At 54.6% G+C, this 20,092-nt stretch carries 16 protein-coding genes and 1 other RNA gene; 11 read left to right on the top strand and 6 right to left on the bottom strand.

Annotation, left to right across the window (positions count from 1 at the left end; genetic code table 11):
- Positions 1–257: 257 nt before the first annotated feature.
- From agaF to kbaZ, 5 genes are read right to left on the bottom strand one after another with little or no spacing between them, the layout of a single operon-like run.
- On the bottom strand, positions 258–692 hold the full coding sequence (gene agaF, locus U9O48_RS19740; RefSeq protein WP_285145803.1) for a PTS galactosamine/N-acetylgalactosamine transporter subunit IIA: 435 nt from the start codon (positions 690–692) through the stop codon (positions 258–260).
- Positions 693–709: 17 nt separating this feature from the next.
- Positions 710–1,588 (bottom strand): PTS N-acetylgalactosamine transporter subunit IID, encoded by an 879-nt coding sequence (agaE, locus tag U9O48_RS19735; protein ID WP_285153857.1) that lies wholly within the window; start codon positions 1,586–1,588, stop codon positions 710–712.
- Positions 1,578–2,357 (bottom strand): PTS N-acetylgalactosamine transporter subunit IIC, encoded by a 780-nt coding sequence (gene agaW, locus U9O48_RS19730; RefSeq protein WP_282491780.1) that lies wholly within the window; start codon positions 2,355–2,357, stop codon positions 1,578–1,580. Before agaW ends, agaE begins: the two co-directional genes overlap by 11 nt.
- Positions 2,358–2,367: 10 nt before the next feature.
- Positions 2,368–2,841, bottom strand: coding sequence for a PTS N-acetylgalactosamine transporter subunit IIB (gene agaV, locus U9O48_RS19725; RefSeq protein ID WP_285145800.1), 474 nt, complete (start codon positions 2,839–2,841; stop codon positions 2,368–2,370).
- Positions 2,842–2,860: 19 nt separating this feature from the next.
- The gene (gene kbaZ / locus U9O48_RS19720; protein ID WP_285145799.1) at positions 2,861–4,156 is read right to left on the bottom strand and encodes a tagatose-bisphosphate aldolase subunit KbaZ; all 1,296 of its coding nucleotides are present in this window, start codon (positions 4,154–4,156) and stop codon (positions 2,861–2,863) included.
- 250 nt (positions 4,157–4,406) lie between these two features.
- Between kbaZ and U9O48_RS19715 the strand changes: the two genes are divergently transcribed.
- Positions 4,407–5,216, top strand: coding sequence for a DeoR family transcriptional regulator (locus U9O48_RS19715; RefSeq protein WP_285148163.1), 810 nt, complete (start codon positions 4,407–4,409; stop codon positions 5,214–5,216).
- A gap of 127 nt (positions 5,217–5,343) precedes the next feature.
- Here the strand turns inward: U9O48_RS19715 and garD are convergent, their stop codons facing one another.
- Positions 5,344–6,915 carry a galactarate dehydratase gene (gene garD / locus U9O48_RS19710; protein WP_285148166.1) on the bottom strand — a complete coding sequence of 524 codons (1,572 nt, stop codon included), beginning with the start codon at positions 6,913–6,915 and terminating at the stop codon, positions 5,344–5,346.
- Positions 6,916–7,327: 412 nt separating this feature from the next.
- Between garD and U9O48_RS19705 the strand changes: the two genes are divergently transcribed.
- The 10 genes from U9O48_RS19705 to tdcD all read left to right on the top strand — a co-directional run bounded on the left by U9O48_RS19705 (position 7,328) and on the right by tdcD (position 20,080).
- Positions 7,328–8,662, top strand: a complete 1,335-nt coding sequence (locus tag U9O48_RS19705; protein WP_285148167.1) for an MFS transporter — start codon at positions 7,328–7,330, stop codon at positions 8,660–8,662.
- A 26-nt stretch (positions 8,663–8,688) separates the two neighbouring features.
- The gene (gene garL, locus U9O48_RS19700; protein WP_285145797.1) at positions 8,689–9,459 is read left to right on the top strand and encodes a 2-dehydro-3-deoxyglucarate aldolase; all 771 of its coding nucleotides are present in this window, start codon (positions 8,689–8,691) and stop codon (positions 9,457–9,459) included.
- Positions 9,460–9,483: 24 nt separating this feature from the next.
- Positions 9,484–10,374 (top strand): 2-hydroxy-3-oxopropionate reductase, encoded by an 891-nt coding sequence (gene garR, locus U9O48_RS19695; RefSeq protein WP_324723059.1) that lies wholly within the window; start codon positions 9,484–9,486, stop codon positions 10,372–10,374.
- Positions 10,375–10,470: 96 nt separating this feature from the next.
- Entirely contained in the window at positions 10,471–11,616 is a 1,146-nt protein-coding gene (gene garK / locus U9O48_RS19690) for a glycerate 2-kinase (protein ID WP_324723058.1), read from the top strand.
- Between the two features lie 32 nt (positions 11,617–11,648).
- Positions 11,649–12,025, top strand: an RNA gene (rnpB, locus tag U9O48_RS19685) — RNase P RNA component class A.
- A 901-nt stretch (positions 12,026–12,926) separates the two neighbouring features.
- Positions 12,927–14,762 (top strand): methyl-accepting chemotaxis protein, encoded by a 1,836-nt coding sequence (locus tag U9O48_RS19680; RefSeq protein ID WP_324723057.1) that lies wholly within the window; start codon positions 12,927–12,929, stop codon positions 14,760–14,762.
- A 702-nt stretch (positions 14,763–15,464) separates the two neighbouring features.
- Complete coding sequence (gene tdcA / locus U9O48_RS19675; protein ID WP_282491770.1) at positions 15,465–16,406, top strand: transcriptional regulator TdcA; 942 nt, start codon at positions 15,465–15,467, stop codon at positions 16,404–16,406.
- Between the two features lie 100 nt (positions 16,407–16,506).
- A complete protein-coding gene (tdcB, locus tag U9O48_RS19670; RefSeq protein WP_282491769.1) occupies positions 16,507–17,496 on the top strand; it encodes a bifunctional threonine ammonia-lyase/L-serine ammonia-lyase TdcB in 990 nt (329 codons plus the stop codon).
- A gap of 13 nt (positions 17,497–17,509) precedes the next feature.
- Positions 17,510–18,841, top strand: a complete 1,332-nt coding sequence (tdcC, locus tag U9O48_RS19665; RefSeq protein ID WP_282491768.1) for a threonine/serine transporter TdcC — start codon at positions 17,510–17,512, stop codon at positions 18,839–18,841.
- Positions 18,842–18,871: 30 nt separating this feature from the next.
- Positions 18,872–20,080 (top strand): propionate kinase, encoded by a 1,209-nt coding sequence (gene tdcD, locus U9O48_RS19660; RefSeq protein WP_285145793.1) that lies wholly within the window; start codon positions 18,872–18,874, stop codon positions 20,078–20,080.
- Positions 20,081–20,092: the final 12 nt, after the last annotated feature.

Below are 20,092 nucleotides of genomic sequence, written 5' to 3'. Positions count from 1 at the left end.
TCACTTGTTCGATTGATTAAAATCTATCGAAAGGAAAACGAAAGATCAACATGCAAAAAGAAATAAAACGAAAATTGTGATCGATGAAACACAGCGGTTTATCTATTCACTTGATAAATAATCTTTTTTTAAAATCAGGCTGGTAAAGGTGTCTGGATTAAGAAAGGAAAAGAAAGGCCTGCGGGATTTCCCGAAGGCCAAGGTGATGCACAATGAAAGGGCTAAGGGGGAGAGCCTGCCCGGAATGAAATCAGTGGTTAAATGCCTTCCTCAACGGGCTTTTCTTCCCGGCAGCGCCCCAGCTCATCCACCAGACTCGTCAGCCCGCGATGCCCGCACTCCAGCGCCTGCAAACGAAATGCTTCGCTGCTCAGCCCGTCGCGCTCCATCACCATCTCCAGCAGCAGCTGGAGGTTGGTGCCGGTGATCACTTCCCAGCCCGGCTTTTCCATCGCCATGGTCGAGGCCACGCGAAACGGTGTGCCGCCCAGCAGATCGGTCAGAAAGACGATATCTTCCGCGTCACCCAGTTCGACAATCGCCTGCTCCAGCTGCGACGTCAGTAGCGCGGTAGTGGAGGTTTCGGGAAAGTCGATGGCCACAAATTGCTCCTGTTCACCGAGGATCTGCTTCATCGCTTTTTCCAGCCCGCTGGCAAACCCACCGTGGCCCGTCAAAATAATGCTTAACATCTAAGACCTCTTTGTATTCACAGGAAGTGACAGAATTTACCAACCACGCCAAGCACCACCGTAATGCCGATCAGGCGTAACGGGCTCCAGCCACGGCGTACCAGCCAGAACATGGTCAGGGTGTAGACCAGCGGCAGAAACGCGGGCATCAGCTTGTCGATCACATCGGTTTGCAGTTTCACCACCGCATCGCCCGCGGTGATCTCAAGCGTGGTATTCAGCCGCACATAGGTGGCGACCAGCGCGCCGATCACCGTCATCCCGACGATAGAGGCCGCGTGGCCCACTTTTTTGGTGTTGGCCTTAATCAGCGGAATGGCGGCGACGCCCATCCGATAAGCATAGTGCGCGAGGCCAAAACGCAGCCCCAGATGTACCACGTTGAACATCACAATAAACACGACTGCGCCAAGAATTGAGCCTTGCAGCGCCAGACTGGCACCGATACCGCCGCAGATCGGCAACAGCGTCAGCCAGAACATGGCATCGCCAATCCCGCCGAGGGGCGCACCCACCGCAATCTTGGTGCTCTGAATGCTGTTCACGTCCTGCTTGGAACGCTCCATCGCCAGAATAATGCCGATCACAAAGGTCACCAGGAACGGGTGAGTGTTGAAGAAGCCCATGTGACCTTTCATGGCGCGGGCCAGATCGCGTTTGTTGGTGTGGATTTTTTTCAGCGCTGGCAGCAGGCCGTACAGCCAGCCCGAGGCCTGCATACGTTCGTAGTTGAACGACGCCTGCAGGAGCATCGAACGCCAGGCCACGCGGTTGATGTCCTTTTTCGTCAGCTCCGCGCCGATCGTCTGATCTTCATAGATATTTTCGTTCACGCCGGACAGAAGCGTCTCGTCGGTATCGGAGACGGCCGGCAGGGTGGTGTGATTAGATGCCATCTTCGAATTCCTCTTTCTGAGCTGCGGGAGCCGCGGGTTCTGGAGCTTTGCGCACAAAATCGATCAGGGCCATCGCCAGCGCCGCGGCGGCAATTGCCAGCACCGGCAGTTTCAGCCAGGCGGCAGCGACAAACCCGAGAATGAAATAGGGGATGTAGACATTTTTCATCATGATTTTCAGCAGCACGGCAAAGCCGATCGCTGGCATGATGCCGCCCGCTACGCCCAGACCGTCAATCAAACGGGCAGGCAGCACGTCGATGGCGGTTTTGGCATGTTCGGCGCCAAAGTAAATCGGCAGGAAAGCGCAGAGAAAATAGAAGATCCCCAGTGCCAACAGCGCCAGATAGTTCACCCGCTCGATTCCGTTGGTATCGGCGTTCGCCGCCATTTTGTCGCAGCGCGCCATCACGCCGGACATCACCGAGAACAGGAAGGTGATCCCCATCTGCACCGCCACGGCGAACGGAACCGCTACGCCGACGGCCACCTCGGGTTTCACGCCCGTGGTAATGGCGAATGTCGTCCCGACGATGGTGCCGATAATGACGTTTGGCGGCTGCGCACCGGCTAGCGGTGCCAGCCCCATCCATACCAGCTCCAGCGTCCCGCCGGTCAAAATCCCCGTATGCAGATCGCCAAGAATCAGGCCCACCAGTGGCCCAAGCACCACCGGGCGGTGCATGTGCGTTAACCCGTTGAACATATCCAGGCCCGCGATAAAGGCGAGAATGCCCAACGCAAATGCCTGCAACAGACTGATTTCCATTGTGAATCCCTCAGAGTAGTTTAAAGAGATCCAAAGCGGGTTCTGTCGGAACGCCCTGAACAAAGCATTCCACCCCGGCGGCTTTCAAACCGCTAAATGCCGCGATATCACCGGCATCGACAGAGACCGTTTTGGCAATTTGTTGTTTGCCATTGGCGTAGTGCATATTTCCGACATTGATACGTGTCACCGGCACGCCGCCCTCGACGAGGGTCAGGAAATCGGCGGGCGACTTGCAGACCAGCAGGATTTTCTGCCGGTCGGCGGCACGGTGAATGTTGTCGATCACCTTTTGCAGGGACCAGAAGCGAACGGCAATTCCCTCTGCCAGCACCATTTCCATCAGGTTTTGCTGGACCGAATCCTCAGCGACCTCATCGTTGGCAACCAGCACCAGATTCGCGCCAGCGAATCCGACCCACTGAACGCCGACCTGGCCGTGGATCAGACGTTCATCGATGCGGCATAAGACAATGTTTGGCATAGCATTATCCTCTTCGTTGTTATGCGTTATGGGACGACGCGCCCTGACAGGCTGCGTGATACTGGCGCAGTATGTCCTGAATGTGGTCGATGATGAGTTCCCGCGGCGCAGCCTTGAGAGCCTCCTCGCGAACTTTTCGATACTGCAGCGGTAAGTACTGGCTGACGAGTGGGAGCGGAATCGGCTCATCGGCCAGGTTGCGCACCAGCCGCTCGAAGGCGTCGTCGATTTGGCTGTCCGGCCAGTAGTAGCGAACGCGGTCCGAATAGCTGTAGCCGCGCGCCAGTCGACGGGCGTGGCCGTCACCGTGGTAGTGGCTTTGCCAGTATTCCGGACGGTCGAGCATCACGCTCTCCAGCACCTGGCGCAGGCCAGAACTGGCTTTGGCAGGCAGCAGTTCTTCTTCAATGGCGGCCAGTGAGAACAGGGCTTCGCGCAGGGCGAAGGTCAGCGCCGGGCCGACTTTCAAAATCGCGAAGTGATCTTTCACCAGCTGGCGCAGGGCCTGCGGCGTCTGGTAGTCGGTGGAGTGCGCCTCAAAGACCAGCGAATCATAGCCTTGCACCATTTCACTCAGGGCAACGGCTTTCTCCGGGCGATAGTCAATCACATGGGTGTGATCGAATTCGACGCCAGGCTGCACTACCAGCCCGATGATGCGCGGCCAGATATCTGCCAGCCCCTGTTTTTCGAAGGCGAGGCGATGGGCTTCCAGCGTGGCGCGTGCCGCTTCCGGCGTGGTGACTTCCAGCTCGGTCAGCGCTTCGTGAGCCCCGCCGGGAACCGGCACTTCTGTGCCAATCACGTACACCAGATCCGGCTCACCAAAGTGCTCGCGGCTGGTCTGTTCGGCAATCTTCGCCAGCCGCGCGGCGCGTTCGGCGACGATCTCATCCGTCAGTGGAACCGGATCGTCCTCGCAGGACATGCTGCAGTCGAGGTGGATCTTTTGAAAACCGGCGGCCACGTAGCTTTTGATCAGATCTTCGGCGTTGGCCATTGCTTCACTGGCGGTGAGGTTTTGCCAGCGATTCGGGCCGAGATGATCGCCGCCTAAAATCAGCTGCGAGAGCGGGAAATCCAGTTTGTTGGCAAGCTGGCTAACAAAGCCGTGAAAATCGGCGGGTGTCATACCCGTATAGCCGCCGAACTGATCCACCTGGTTGGACGTCGCCTCAACCAGCAGGGCGGTGTGATGATCGCGAGCGAAGCGAATGGCGGCTTCAAGGACCAGCGGATGTGCGGAGCAGACGGCGTAGATACCGTTGCCTGCGCCTGCTTTATGCAATTCCACCATTTCAATAAGATGTTTCACTTTCCTCTCCACGTTGGATGGTTTGAGTGCTAATCTTTCGTTTTATTTCACTTTATACTGCGTGATGGTCTTATAAAAATAAAACGAAAGATAATAGTTTTCCGATCTGTTTCACAAAAGAAACATAATGAAAGGTTTCAGCAAGGGGATAGCAGGGTGTCGGAAGGCGGATGGGGCTTGCATTCCACTAAAGGAAAGGCGTTAATAGGCCAAACGAAATGAAACGAAAGATTTTCTTAAAGGAGCTTGCATGAGCAGCACCGAATCCTCCGCGGAGAAACGCGTGACCGGCACCAGCGAAAGGCGTGAACAAATTATCCAGCGGTTGCGACAGCAGGGAAGCGTCCAGGTGAACGATCTTTCAGCGCTATATGGCGTGTCTACGGTGACGATCCGTAACGATCTGGCGTTCCTCGAAAAACAGGGCATCGCCGTTCGCGCCTACGGTGGCGCGCTGATCTGCGACGGTAACACGCCGGGCCTTGAGCCTTCCGTCGAAGACAAAAGCTCCCTGAATACGGCGGTGAAACGCAGTATTGCGCAGGCGGCAGCGGACCTGATTAAACCGGGCCACCGCATCATTCTTGACTCCGGTACCACCACCTACGAAATAGCGCGCATGCTGCGCCAGCACACGGACGTCATCGCCATGACCAACGGCATGAACGTGGCGAATGCACTGCTGGAGGCGGAAGGGGTTGAGCTGCTGATGACCGGCGGGCACCTGCGTCGTCAGTCCCAGTCGTTTTACGGCGACCAGGCCGAGCAGTCGCTGCAAAACTATCATTTCGATCTGCTGTTTTTGGGTGTGGATGCCATCGATACGGACCGTGGCGTCAGTACGCATAATGAGGATGAAGCCCGGCTGAATCGGAAGATGTGTGAAGTGGCGGAGCGCATTATCGTGGTCACCGACTCCAGCAAGTTCAATCGCTCAAGCCTGCATAAAATCATCGATACCCCGCGTATCGATATGGTCATCACCGACGAAGGCATTCCGGCGGAGAGCTTACAGGAGCTTCAGCGGTCGGGGATTGAAGTGGTGCGGGTGAAACAGTAAGTGTCAACAGAGCCGGGTGGCGGCTGCAAGGTAAAAGCAAACGGCAACCCTTGGGTTGCCGTTTTGGTGTGTTCTCCCTCTCCCTGCGGGAGAGGGTCGGGGTGAGGGCTTCAGGCAGCAAAAGGCATCACGTCACCGGAGCCGGATTAAACACCGCCAGCTGGTTATGCAACCCCCATTGATCCGAGAAGGTTTTCTTGCGCCCGCTCGCGACATCCAGAATAAAGTGGAACAGCTTCCAGCCCACGTCCTCAATGGTCTCTTCACCCGTCGCAATCGTCCCCGCGTTGATATCCATTAAGTCATACCAGCGGTTTGCAAGCTCAGTGCGTGTCGCCATCTTAATCACCGGAACCGCCATCAGCCCGTACGGCGTGCCGCGCCCGGTGGTAAACACCTGCACCGTAATGCCTGACGCCACCTGCTGCGTGCCGCAGACAAAATCGCTGGCCGGTGTCGCGGCATAAATCAGGCCGCGTTTGGTCGGGCGCTGGCCCGGCGAAAGCACTTCCGAGATCGCGCTCTGGCCGGATTTGGCAATCGAGCCAAGCGCTTTTTCCACCACGTTCGCCAGCCCGCCTTTTTTGTTGCCCGGAGACGGGTTCGCGCTGCGGTCGGTTTGCCCCATGTCGAGATAATTGTCATACCAGGCCATCTCTTCCAGCAGGCGCTTGCCCACCTCTTCGTTGATGGCGCGCGGAGTCAGGAGGTGGATCGCATCGCGCACTTCGGTCACTTCCGAGAACATCACCGTCGCACCGCAGCGCACAAACAGGTCGGAGGCATAGCCGACAGCCGGGTTAGCGGTGACGCCGGAGAACGCATCGCTGCCGCCGCACTGTGTACCCACGACCAGCTCAGAGGCCGGGCAGGTTTCGCGCCGGCGTTTGTTCAGTTTTTCCAGGTGGCGCACGGCAACCTGCAGAATATCGTCCACCATCGATTTGAAGCCGACGTGATGCTCGTCCTGCAGACGCACAATGCTGGCGTCATCCACCGCGATCGCCTGCACATCGTCGGTGCCCTGCAGCAGGCGCTCCGGCTGGAGTTTTTCACAGCCCAGGCCAATCACCATCACTTCCCCGCCGAAATTCGGGTTGAGCGAAATGTTGTGAATGGTACGAATCGGCACCACGGCAGCGGGGGCGTTGATCGCCACGCCGCAGCCGTAGAGGTGGTTCAGACCCACCACGCCGTCGACGTTCGGGTATTTCGGCAGCAGATCGCGTTCGATGATTTTCACCACGTAATCCACCACGCCCGCCACGCAGTGCACGCTGGTGGTGATGCCGAGCAGATTTTTGGTGCCGACGCTGCCATCTTTATTGCGATAGCCCTCGAAGGTATAGCCTTCCAGCGGCGGCAGTGGTTCTGGCACGCGGGTCGCCAGCGGCAGGGTGTTCAGCGGCGGCGCTTTCGGCAGCTCAACCAGTGACTCGTCAATCCAGCTCCCCTGCGGGATCGCCCGCACGGCGTAGCCGATGACCTCTCCGTAACGGACGATTTCACCCTGGGCAGGAATATCAACCAGCGCGACTTTATGGCCCTGGGGAATATGCTCGATAAGCGTCAGGCCATCGGGGAAACGTGTTCCTGCTTTCAGACCATTGTCGTTAACAATAATCGCCACGTTATCCGTGTCGTGTACCTTTATATAAAACGCCGTCGGCGACTGTTGTCGAATTTCGATGTCGGCCATTGCTCATTATTCTCCAGTAAATCTTTCGATATTAATGCGGTATGAGAGTATTTATTTTCTTATTGTCAGAAATAAAAACGCTGCCTTCTTGAATAAAGAATGTCAGGAGTCGAAAGATAAAAATGTGACGAAGGTCACTCCGCTAAGCCTGCATCCGCGCCGCCTGGCAGGCAATGCGTAAATCTGTGCATCAGCGCCCATGCTCTTGTGCATATGCTCAAAATAACGTTGATACGGACGTTTAAAATTGAGCGATGCGACAATGTGCAGGGACGGGGCGATGTTTATACTGAATCACGGTTTCAATGCATCTGGTTAATTAACGGATATTGCCTGCTATCGATAAATAATCAGTAAAGACTTTTCCAAGAATAATAAAAATACCTGGATCGATGTGCCTGAGGAAATAAACATGTCACTGGAAACAGCTGTAGAAACGAAAAAGGGTATTCATACCCGTCATTTAATATTACTGATTATTTTTATCGTCACGGCGGTAAACTACGCTGACCGCGCGACGCTGTCGATTGCCGGGACAGAAGTGGCGAAAGAGCTGCAGCTCAGCGCCGTATCGATGGGCTATATCTTCTCCGCATTTGGCTGGGCTTACCTGCTGATGCAGATCCCCGGCGGCTGGCTGCTCGATAAATTTGGTTCGAAAAAGGTCTATACCTACAGCCTGTTCTTCTGGTCGCTGTTTACCTTCCTGCAGGGCTTTGTCGATTTCTTCCCGCTGGCATGGGCCGGTATCTCCATGTTCTGTATGCGTTTTATGCTCGGTTTCTCGGAGGCGCCGTCATTCCCGGCCAACGCCCGTATTGTGGCGGCCTGGTTCCCGACCAAAGAGCGCGGTACCGCCTCGGCGATTTTTAACTCCGCGCAATATTTTTCGCTGGCACTCTTCTCGCCGCTCCTCGGCTGGCTGACCTTCGCGTGGGGCTGGGAACATGTCTTCACCGTGATGGGGGTGATTGGCTTCATCCTCACTGCGATGTGGGTGAAGTTCATCCATAACCCGACCGATCACCCACGAATGTCTGCCGAAGAGCTAAAGTTTATCTCTGACGGCGGCGCGGTGGTCGACATGGATCATAAGAAGCCGGGCGACAAAGCGGCGAGCGGTCCAAAGCTGCATTACATCAAACAGTTATTGACCAACCGCATGATGCTGGGCGTATTTTTTGGTCAATACTTTATCAACACTATCACCTGGTTCTTCCTCACCTGGTTCCCGATTTACCTGGTTCAGGAGAAGGGCATGTCGATTCTGAAAGTCGGCATGGTGGCGTCCATCCCGGCGCTGTGCGGTTTTGCCGGTGGCGTGCTGGGCGGGGTGTTCTCGGACCATCTGATTAAATCCGGTAAGTCGATCACTCTGGCGCGTAAGCTGCCGATTGTGCTCGGCATGCTGTTGGCGTCCTCCATTATTCTGTGCAACTACACCAACAACACGGCGCTGGTTGTCGCCCTGATGGCGCTGGCGTTCTTCGGTAAAGGTTTTGGTGCCCTGGGCTGGCCGGTCATTTCCGACACCGCGCCAAAAGAGATTGTGGGCCTGTGCGGTGGCGTGTTTAACGTTTTCGGTAACGTGGCGTCGATTGTCACCCCGCTGGTGATTGGTTATCTGGTGAGTGAACTGCATTCATTCAATGCGGCGCTGGTCTTCGTTGGCTGTTCTGCGCTAGGGGCGATGTTCTGCTACCTGTTCGTAGTCGGCGATATCAAGCGTATGGAATTGCAGAAATAAATCACGATTCATTGAAGGTAAAAGCGATGAGTAACGATATTTTCCCGAACAAGTTTAAAGCGGCCCTGGCGGCAAAAGAGATTCAGATTGGCTGCTGGTCTGCGCTGGCAAGCCCGATCAGCACCGAAGTTCTGGGGCTGGCCGGTTTTGACTGGCTGGTGCTCGACGGTGAACACGCGCCAAACGATATCAGCACCTTTATTCCGCAGCTGATGGCGCTGAAAGGCAGCCACAGCGCGCCGGTGGTGCGTGTCCCGACCAACGAGCCGGTGATTATCAAACGCCTGCTGGATATCGGCTTCTATAACTTCCTGATCCCCTTTGTGGAGACGGTAGAAGAGGCGGTGCAGGCCGTGGCCTCGACTCGCTATCCGCCGGAAGGCATTCGCGGGGTATCGGTTTCCCATCGCGCCAACATGTTTGGCACCGTGCCGGACTACTTTGCCCAGTCCAACAAGAACATCACCATTCTGGTTCAGATTGAGAGCCAGCAGGGCGTGGACAACGTCGATGCCATCGCCGCCACCGACGGTGTGGACGGGATCTTCGTCGGTCCAAGCGATCTGGCGGCGGCATTGGGTCACCTCGGCAACGCCAACCATCCGGACGTGCAGCGCGCTATTCAGCACATTTTCGCCCGTGCCAAAGCCTTCGGGAAACCGTGCGGCATCCTGGCACCGGTCGACGCTGACGCCCGCCGTTACCTGGAGTGGGGCGCGACCTTTGTGGCCGTTGGCAGCGATCTCGGCGTCTTCCGTTCTGCCACGCAGAAATTAGCCGATTCCTTTAAAAAATAATCACCACTGAGAAGAGAGAACGTTATGACGATGAAAGTTGGTTTTATTGGCCTGGGGATCATGGGTAAACCAATGAGTAAAAACCTGATTAAAGCAGGTTACTCACTGGTGGTGTCCGACCGTAATCCGGAAGTGATCGCCGAGCTGATTGCCGCCGGGGCCGAAACGGCCCTCACGGCCAAAGCGATTGCCGAGCAGTGCGACGTGGTCATCACCATGCTGCCCAACTCCCCGCACGTGCAGGAAGTGGCGCTGGGTGAAAACGGCCTGATCGAAGGCGCGAAGCCGGGCCTGGTGCTGATCGACATGAGCTCTATCGCCCCGCTGGCGAGCCGCGAAATCAACGAAGCGCTGAAAGCGAAAGGCGTGCAGATGCTGGATGCGCCGGTCAGCGGCGGCGAACCAAAAGCCATCGACGGAACCCTGTCGGTGATGGTCGGCGGCGACAAAGCGATTTTCGATAAATATTACGATCTGCTGAAAGCGATGGCCGGTTCTGTGGTGCACACCGGTGAAATCGGGGCGGGCAACGTCACCAAGCTGGCGAACCAGGTGATTGTGGCGCTGAACATTGCCGCGATGTCTGAAGCCCTGACCCTGGCGACCAAAGCGGGCGTGAACCCGGATCTGGTGTATCAGGCGATTCGCGGCGGACTGGCGGGCAGTACCGTGCTGGACGCCAAAGCGCCGATGGTGATGGATCGTAACTTCAAACCGGGCTTCCGTATCGATCTACACATCAAAGATCTGGCGAACGCGCTGGATACCTCGCACGGCGTAGGCGCACAGCTGCCGCTGACCGCTGCGGTGATGGAGATGATGCAGGCCCTGCGTGCCGATGGTCTGGGAAATGCGGATCACAGTGCCATCGCGTGCTACTACGAAAAACTGGCGAAAGTGGAAGTCACTCGCTAATGACGTTCTGCCCGGTGGCGCTGCGCTTACCGGGCCTACCCTGTAGGCCGGATAAGTGAAACGTCATCCGGCGTTGTGCAGTAACAGGCTACCACTATGAAAATCGTAATCGCCCCTGACTCTTATAAAGAAAGCCTGTCCGCCTTAGAGGTGGCACAGGCGATAGAAAAAGGATTTCGGGAAATCTTTCCTGATGCTCAGTATGTCTCTGTGCCTGTCGCCGATGGCGGAGAAGGCACGGTCGACGCGATGATTGCCGCCACCCAGGGAACTGAGCACCACGCCGTGGTCACCGGCCCACTGGGCGAAAAAGTGAAGGCCTGCTGGGGAATGTCCGGCGATGGCACAACCGCGATTATCGAAATGGCCGCCGCCAGCGGACTGGCGCTGGTGCCGTCGGCAAAGCGTAATCCGCTGATCACCACTTCTCGTGGCACAGGCGAACTGATTCTGCAGGCGCTGGATAACGGCGCGCGCAACATTATTATCGGCATTGGCGGCAGCGCCACCAATGACGGCGGGGCCGGGATGGTGCAGGCGCTCGGCGCGAAGCTGTGCGACGCCAACGGCACGGAGATTGGCGACGGCGGCGGCAGCCTGATGGCGCTGAACCACATCGATATTTCCGGGCTGGACCCGCGACTGAAAGGCTGCACCATTCGCGTGGCCTGCGATGTCACCAATCCGCTGATCGGCGAGAAAGGGGCGTCGCGCATTTTTGGGCCGCAGAAAGGGGCCGACGAGGCGAAGATCGTCGAGCTCGATCGCAATCTCAGCCACTTCGCGGACGTGATTAAAAAATCCCTGTCGATCGACGTGAAAAATGTACCGGGTTCCGGTGCGGCGGGCGGCATGGGCGCGGCGCTGATGGCGTTTCTCGGCGCAGAGCTGCGCAGCGGGATTGAGATTGTCACTCAGGCGCTAAACCTCGAGGAGCATATCCACGACTGCACCCTGGTACTCACCGGTGAAGGGCGAATCGACAGCCAGAGTATTCACGGCAAAGTGCCGGTGGGCGTGGCGAACGTTGCTAAAAAGTATCACAAACCGGTGATCGGCATTGCCGGCAGTTTGACCAGCGACGTCGGTGTGGTGCATCAGTACGGCATCGACGCGGTCTTCAGCGTGCTCAACAGTATTGGCACGCTGGAAGAGGCTTTCCGCGGTGCGTTTGACAACATTTATCGCTCGTCACGCAACATCGCGGCGACTTTGCAGGTGGGGATGCGCACGCAAGGGTGACAGCGGCCCTCAAACCCTCTATACTTCGCGCCGAAGCTGACCAGACAGTCGCCGCTTCGTCGTCGTCCCTCTCGGGGGAGACGGGCGGAGGGGAGGAAAGTCCGGGCTCCATAGGGCAGGGTGCCAGGTAACGCCTGGGGGGGAAACCCACGACCAGTGCAACAGAGAGCAAACCGCCGATGGCCCGCGCAAGCGGGATCAGGTAAGGGTGAAAGGGTGCGGTAAGAGCGCACCGCGCGGCTGGCAACAGTCCGTGGCACGGTAAACTCCACCCGGAGCAAGGCCAAATAGGGGTTCACTAGGTACGGCCCGTACTGAACCCGGGTAGGCTGCTTGAGCCAGTGAGCGATTGCTGGCCTAGATGAATGACTGTCCACGACAGAACCCGGCTTATCGGTCAGCTTCAACCATTAAGAAAACCCCGCTTCGGCGGGGTTTTTGCTTCTGGACGGCGTGAAAGATGAATGACTGTCCACGACACTATTCTCAAAAGAACGCGGCTTATCGGTCAGCTTCAACCATTAAGAAAACCCCGCTTCGGCGGGGTTTTTGCTTTCTGGGGGCGAGAAAGCTGCCTTTCTTCAGCTTAACCCGTTTCCACACTATTTTTTTTTGCACTCACGCGTTCAAATCCTGAAAACTTACCGCTCGATGACCGAGGGTGTGGTATGAAAAATTGACCTAAATATTAATTGAAAATACAGGTTTTTTTAACTGGAGATACCACTATGGTATTAGTGTGGCAGCCTTTTTAATGAGTGATTTAATTTAGCTTTAATCATTTTAGATGTTCGAATAAACGATTTGGAAGGCTCGCGGAATACTTGACTGTATTACATGGCAGCCATACAATCCGCATCGTTAATAGTATTAAAAATATGTGGCGCACAAAAAAAGCATTTAAATTAAATTTTCTCTGGATATTTCCCGATCTCTTTATGCAGTGTTTCTTATCATTGTTTAAAGATTTGATTTTTCAGCTATTTATCTAATGCTCTTATAATTATAAATATTTTATATATTATTAATAATAACTATATTTACTGGCTTTAATGACAACCTCAAACATTACCGTTACGGGGTTAATTATCAATGTGTTAACGAAGATCCTCTCGGTGAAGGTTTTTTCATTTTGATAGCTAATGTCTGGGAATATCCATTCCATCAATGATGGAAGATAATAAGAGTATTTCTCATCGGCAAGAGCCGATATTGTAGGAGCATATATGAGCTTAACAAATCACTTTATGAATTTAAAAGTTAGCCGAAAACTATTCTTGGGGTTTTCGGTGATCCTGCTGGTTACCCTCATGATACTTTCATCGGGTTTACTGGGACTTAACGCGATTCAGGATAAAGCGACCAAAAGCAATTTAGCCACGAATCTCTACAAATCCCTTTCGTCAATTCGTGTTGCGCGTACGAATTTCCAGTACACCATGGATCAAAAATATCTGGATAACATTAACGATGGGACGGGAGAGTTACTGGAGACCCTTAACCTGCTGCACCGCTTTAGCTGGTCGGTGGATGGTAAAGCCGCACTGAACACGACCACTGATGCCGTGAATGACTACATTGCCGCGCTGACCCCCTTTAACAAAGCCATTGCGGAAAAAAAGCAGAGTGAAGAACAGCTCTCTTCTCAGATACTTTCCAGCAATGCCGCTCTCATTATCCAGCAGAGCCGGGACCCGTCGCTCTCGCCTGCAGAAGCATTACTGAGCGCCCAAGCGGCCTTCACGATGAGTGACATTGATTCACAATTGACGCTCTATAAACAGCATCCGACGCTGGAGCAACAGAAAGTCGTCACGACGTTCCTGCAGAACGGTAAAACCATCTCTGAACAGCTTTTAACGATGCTGCCCGACGCGCGACGGGCGATGATGCAGACCAACATCGACAGCATCAATCGCATTAGTCAGGAGCTGAGAAATTACCGTAACGTCTGGGGCGTGCAAACTTCACTTTCCGATAATTTAACTGATAAAGCGGAGATCCTGACGGAGGACATCCAGGCGCTCTCTAATCTGCAGCAGCAAAAAATGGTTGATGCCGTCATTAGCGTGCAATGGCAAATGGCTACCGTAGCCGCCGCGGGTATCGTGCTAGCCGTACTGCTGGCGATGGCGATCACCCGGTCGATCACCCGCCCGCTCAATGAAACCTTACGGGTGGCCGAACAGATTGCCAAAGGCGATCTCACTGGAAACCTCACCCATACCCGCCAGGATGAATTAGGTCTCCTGATGCAGGCGGTTGCCACCATGAATGAAAGCCTGAAAAGCATCATTCGTGATGTGCGGGAAGGGGTGGACAGCGTGGCGCGTTCAGCGTCGGAAATTGCCGCTGGCAATTTAGATCTGTCGTCGCGTACCGAGCAGCAGTCTGCCGCCGTGGTTCAAACGGCAGCCAGTATGGAAGAGCTAACCTCCACCGTGGCCCTGAACGCAGAAAATGCCAATCACGCCCGCGTACTGGCCCAGGAAGCCTCAGTAAATGCCAGCGAAGGGAGCCAAATCTCGCAGAAAGTGATCGACACCATGAAGAATGTGCGTATCAGCTCGCGCCGCATTTCAGAGATCACCACGGTCATTAACAGCATCGCCTTCCAGACGAATATCCTGGCGCTGAATGCCGCCGTTGAGGCTGCACGCGCGGGCGATCAGGGGAAAGGATTTGCAGTGGTCGCGGCGGAAGTGCGCAGCCTTGCTCAACGCAGCGCCCAGTCGGCGAAAGAAATTGAAAACCTGATCAACGAATCGGCGGTGTTTGTCGACACTGGCTTTAACCTTGTCGAAGGGGCGGGGGAAGCGATGACGCGTATTGAGAGTTCCGTGGCACAGGTGCGCAACATCATGAGCGAGATTGCTTCCGCTACGGACGAACAAAGCCGCGGTATTTCACAAATTGCCCAGGCGATGGCCGAGATGGACACCACCACTCAGCAAAATGCGGCGCTGGTGGAGGAGTCCTCTGCCGCCGCCAGTTCGCTGGAAGGGCAGGCCGTCCAGCTGGAAAAAGTGGTCTCCGTGTTCAAAGTCTCTGCTGCAGCTACCCAGCGGGCGAGCGAAGAGCGGACAGTCAAGCCTGTGCTGGTTAAAGAAGCCGCGCAGCCACAAAACGACTGGGTTCAGTTCTGAATCTGGCCATGTCACTTCCTCACGTCAGGCAGCAAACTGCCTGACGTAAGATCCTAAGATGTGGGAAAAGAGACTGAGTGCCCGCGAAACCTGACTCGCCAAATCAAACCAATTCTCATTTTTGCGACTAATAGCACATTTCACTGTTTATGGTCGCAATGGTGATTTTTTACCAATCCACGCGATCCCATTCACAAAATTACGCGCTGAAAACCCGCCATTTTTCAGTGTTGAATGGATGTTATGAATGCTGTCGGTTTGTAACTCATTTATGGCTCATAGATTAACGAAATCTTTCCGTTCAATACATTTGCCTTGTGAATGTGTGATGCCCTCGACGCTTTTCCCGATGCTGACACGTATTTATTAACTTATTTGATAATATACAAAAATGTTTAAGGCAAATAACGTCTATTTATTCACCTTTAATTGCCTGAAATATCACCTTTATTCATTCTGGTTTATCGCCATAAATAGATCATGGTTATCGCCATAAATTTAATTTATCTGCGTGACTTTTGTTGATCAATATCAGGCGTTTCATTGATTGTGTTAATGGTAAGTGCATGATTTATAGCTATTAATTGGGTGTTTGATGAGTCTCCATGTAATATGAAAAAGTAATCTGTGAGTAACAGCACATACCCTCGTCATCAATAATGAGTAGAATTCTGCCACGGCATAAGGAAATAAGAGCAGAATATGACGAACACTATTATTCTACCGAAAACGCAACATCTGGTTGTATTTCAGGAAGTCATTAAAAGTGGATCTATCGGTTCTGCCGCCCGACAACTTGGCCTGACTCAGCCGGCCGTCAGCAAAATCATCAACGATATCGAATCCTACTTTGGCGTTGAGCTGATTGTGCGCAAAAACACCGGCGTGAAGCTGACCAGCGCGGGGCAAACGCTTCTCGCGTACTCCGAATCCATCACCCGTGAAATGAAGAACATGGTCAGTGAGATGAACAGCCTGAGCTTCAGCACCGTCATCGACGTTTCGTTCGGCTACCCGTCGCTGATTGGCTTTACGTTCCTCTCCAGCATGATCAAAAAGTTCAAGGAAGTGTTCCCGAAAGCGCGTGTCTCCATGTTTGAAGCGCAGCTCTCTTCGTTCCTCCCGGCCATCCGCGACGGTCGGCTGGATTTCGCCATCGGCACCCTGAGCGATGAGATGCTGCTGCAGGACCTGCACGTCGAGCCGCTGTTTGAGTCCGAGTTTGTGCTGGTGGCGAGTAAAACACGAACGTGCACCACAACGACGACACTGGCATCGCTCACGCATGAGCAGTGGGTGATGCCGCAAACCGATATGGGCTACTACAAAGAATTATTAACCACCCTTCAGAATAACCACATCAGCATCGAAAACATCGTCCAGACCGATTCCGTCGTCACCATCTATAACCTGGTTCTCAATGCCGATTATCTCACGGTGATCCCGAGAGATATGATTACGCCATTCGGTTCAGACCAGTTTGTGGTGCTGCCGGTGGAAGATGAATTACCCGTGGCACGCTATGCCGCCGTCTGGTCAAAAAATTATCGTATTAAAAAATCCGCTTCGGTATTAGTGGAGTTGGCGAAGCAATATTCCGCGCAAAACAGCGAAAGGCGAAAACAGCTGACATTAACTGAATAATATTTTTAGCAGCATCCATTTTAAAACACCCGGTGAGGAATATTCCTCGCTGACACCCAGATTTTGTTTACAGAAAATGAATTATTATAAAGAGGATTATATGCACATTACTTACGATCTTCCGGTAACGATTGAAGAAATACAAGATGCTCGCAAACGTCTGGCGGGTAAAATTTATAAAACCGGTATGCCGCGTTCGAATTATCTGAGCGAGCGCTGCAAAGGTGAAATTTTCCTGAAGTTTGAAAATATGCAGCGCACCGGCTCGTTTAAAATTCGCGGTGCCTTCAACAAATTAAGCTCGTTAACCGAAGCCGAACGCCGCAAAGGCGTGGTGGCGTGCTCGGCGGGTAACCACGCGCAGGGCGTGTCGCTCTCCTGCGCGATGCTCGGCATCGACGGCAAAGTGGTGATGCCGATGGGCGCGCCGAAATCGAAAGTGGCCGCCACCCGCGATTACTCCGCGGAAGTGATACTCCACGGCGAAAACTTTAACGACACCATCGCCAAAGTCAGCGAAATCGTCGAGCTGGAAGGCCGCATCTTTATTCCACCGTATGACGACGTGAAAGTGATTGCCGGGCAGGGCACCATTGGTCTGGAAATTCTCGAAGACTTATATGATGTCGATAACGTCATTGTCCCGATCGGCGGCGGCGGATTAATTGCCGGTATTGCTACGGCGATTAAATCCATTAACCCAACCATTAATATTATCGGCGTGCAGTCCGAAAACGTTCACGGTATGGCGGCGTCGTACTACGCCGGGGAAATTATGAATCACCGCACCACCGGGACATTAGCCGACGGTTGCGATGTTTCTCGTCCAGGTAATTTAACCTTCGAGATTGTCCGTGAATTAGTCGACGACATCGTGCTGGTGAGCGAAGACGATATTCGCAACAGCATGGTCGCGCTGATCCAGCGCAATAAAGTGGTGACAGAAGGGGCTGGCGCGCTGGCAACGGCTGCATTATTAAGCGGAAAACTGGATCATTATATTCAGGGGCGCAAAACGGTTAGTATTATTTCCGGCGGCAATATCGACCTTTCCCGCGTTTCCCAAATTACCGGCCTCGTTGATGCATAAATAAGGATAAATTATGAGCAACTCTGAAACTATCATTGCCAGTCAGACAAAAACGTCTTCCTGGCGAAAATCAGATACCACCTGGACACTGGGGCTGTTCGGTACGGCAATCGGCGCGGGCGTGCTGTTCTTCCCCATCCGCGCGGGTTTTGGCGGGCTGATCCCGATTCTGCTGATGCTGCTGCTGGCGTATCCGATCGCCTTCTACTGCCACCGTGCGCTGGCGCGTCTGTGCCTCTCCGGCAGCAATCCGTCCGGTAACATCACCGAGACGGTGGAAGAGCATTTTGGTAAGACCGGCGGCGTGGTTATTACCTTCCTCTACTTCTTTGCGATTTGCCCTCTGCTGTGGATTTACGGCGTCACCATTACTAACACCTTCATGACCTTCTGGGAAAACCAGCTCCAGCTGCCTGCGCTGAACCGCGGCTTTGTAGCCCTGTTCCTGCTCCTGCTGATGGCCTTCGTTATCTGGTTTGGTAAAGACCTGATGGTGAAAGTGATGAGCTTCCTGGTGTTCCCGTTCATCGCCAGCCTGGTGTTGATCTCCCTGTCGCTGATCCCTTACTGGAACTCGGCGGTGATCGACCAGGTCAACCTGAGTGACATCTCCTTCACCGGACACGACGGCATTCTGGTCACCGTCTGGCTGGGGATTTCCATCATGGTCTTCTCCTTCAACTTCTCCCCAATCGTCTCCTCGTTCGTGGTGTCGAAACGTGAAGAGTACGAAGGCGAGTTCGGCAAAGAGTTCACCGAGCAGAAATGTTCCAAAATCATCGGCCGCGCGAGCATGCTGATGGTGGCGGTGGTGATGTTCTTCGCCTTTAGCTGCCTGTTTACGCTCTCTCCGCAGAACATGGCCGAAGCCAAAGCGCAGAACATTCCGGTGCTCTCTTACCTGGCTAACCACTTCGCGTCGCTCTCGGGCACCAAATCGACCTTCGCCACCGTGCTGGAATACGGCGCGTCGATCATCGCTCTGGTCGCCATCTTCAAATCCTTCTTCGGCCACTACCTGGGCACGCTGGAAGGGCTGAACGGCCTGGTGCTGAAGTTTGGCTACAAAGGCGATAAGAAGAAAGTGTCTGTCGGCAAACTCAACACCATCAGCATGATCTTCATCATGGGCTCCACCTGGGTCGTGGCCTACGCCAACCCGAACATTCTGGACCTGATTGAAGCGATGGGCGCACCGATTATCGCCTCTCTGCTGTGCCTGCTGCCGATGTACGCCATCCGCAAAACGCCAGCGCTGGCGAAATTCAAAGGCAGAACCGAGAACATCTTTGTGACCGCGATTGGCCTGCTGACCATTCTGAATATCGTTTACAAACTTTTCTGATTCAAAGCTCAGGATGAGCGGAGTAAAGACATGAATGAATTTCCGGTTGTATTGGTCATTAACTGTGGATCGTCTTCTGTGAAGTTTTCGGTGCTGGATGCGGCAAGCTGCGAAGCACTGATGACCGGCATCGCCGACGGCGTGAACACCGACAATGCCTTTATATCCGTGAACGGGAGCGAGCCAGTCGCACTGGCTCGCAAGGACTACGAAGGGGCGTTGGCTGCCATCGCCCTGGAGCTGGACAAGCGCGACTTGATGAGCAGCGTGGCCTTAATTGGCCACCGTATCGCTCACGGTGGCAGCCTGTTCAGCGAGTCCACCCTGATCACTGATGAGGTTATCGACCAGATCCGTCAGGTGTCGCCTCTGGCCCCGCTGCACAACTACGCCAACCTCAGCGGCGTGGAAGCCGCGCAGCAGTTGTTCCCGGGCATGCAGCAGGTCGCGGTGTTTGATACCAGTTTCCACCAGACGCTCGCGCCACAGGCCTATCTCTACGGTCTGCCGTATCGCTTCTTCGAAGAGCTCGGCGTGCGCCGCTACGGCTTCCACGGCACCTCTCACCGCTATGTTTCTCAGCAGGCTTATGGGGTGCTGAATATTCCCGAAGCGGATAGCGGGCTGGTGATTGCGCACCTCGGCAACGGGGCGTCGATTTGCGCGGTTCGCAACGGGCACAGCGTGGACACCTCCATGGGCATGACGCCGCTGGAAGGACTGATGATGGGCACGCGCTGCGGCGACGTCGATTTTGGCGCCATGGCGTGGATTTCCCAGCAGACTGGGCAGACGTTCGAAGATCTCGAGCGTGTCGTCAACAAAGAGTCAGGCCTGCTCGGGCTTTCCGGCCTCTCGTCTGATTTGCGCACCCTGGAGAAAGCCTGGCACGACGGACACGAGCGCGCCCGCCTGGCCATTGAGACCTTCGTCCACCGCATCGCCCGCCATATCGCCGGTCATGCCGCGTCCCTGCATCGTCTGGACGGGGTGATCTTTACGGGCGGCATCGGTGAAAACTCCCGGCTGATTCGCCAGCTGGTGACGGATCGCCTGCGGGTGCTCGGCATCCAGCTTGATGAAGAGAAAAACGCCCAGCCCGGCAGCGCCGGTGAGCGCGTCATCTCCGCAGACACGTCCCGCGTGCCCTGCGCCGTGATCCCAACCAACGAAGAAAAAATGATCGCACTGGATGCCCTCCGTCTTGGAAAGGTCCATCTGGCTGCGGAAATCGCCTGACACAGAGAGAAA

The sequence above is a fragment of the Lelliottia sp. JS-SCA-14 genome (assembly GCF_035593345.1).
GTDB classification, from domain to species: Bacteria; Pseudomonadota; Gammaproteobacteria; order Enterobacterales; family Enterobacteriaceae; genus Enterobacter; species Enterobacter wanjuensis.
Note: the sequence above shows the minus strand (reverse complement) of the source record. Positions and strands in the feature narration are given on the sequence as shown.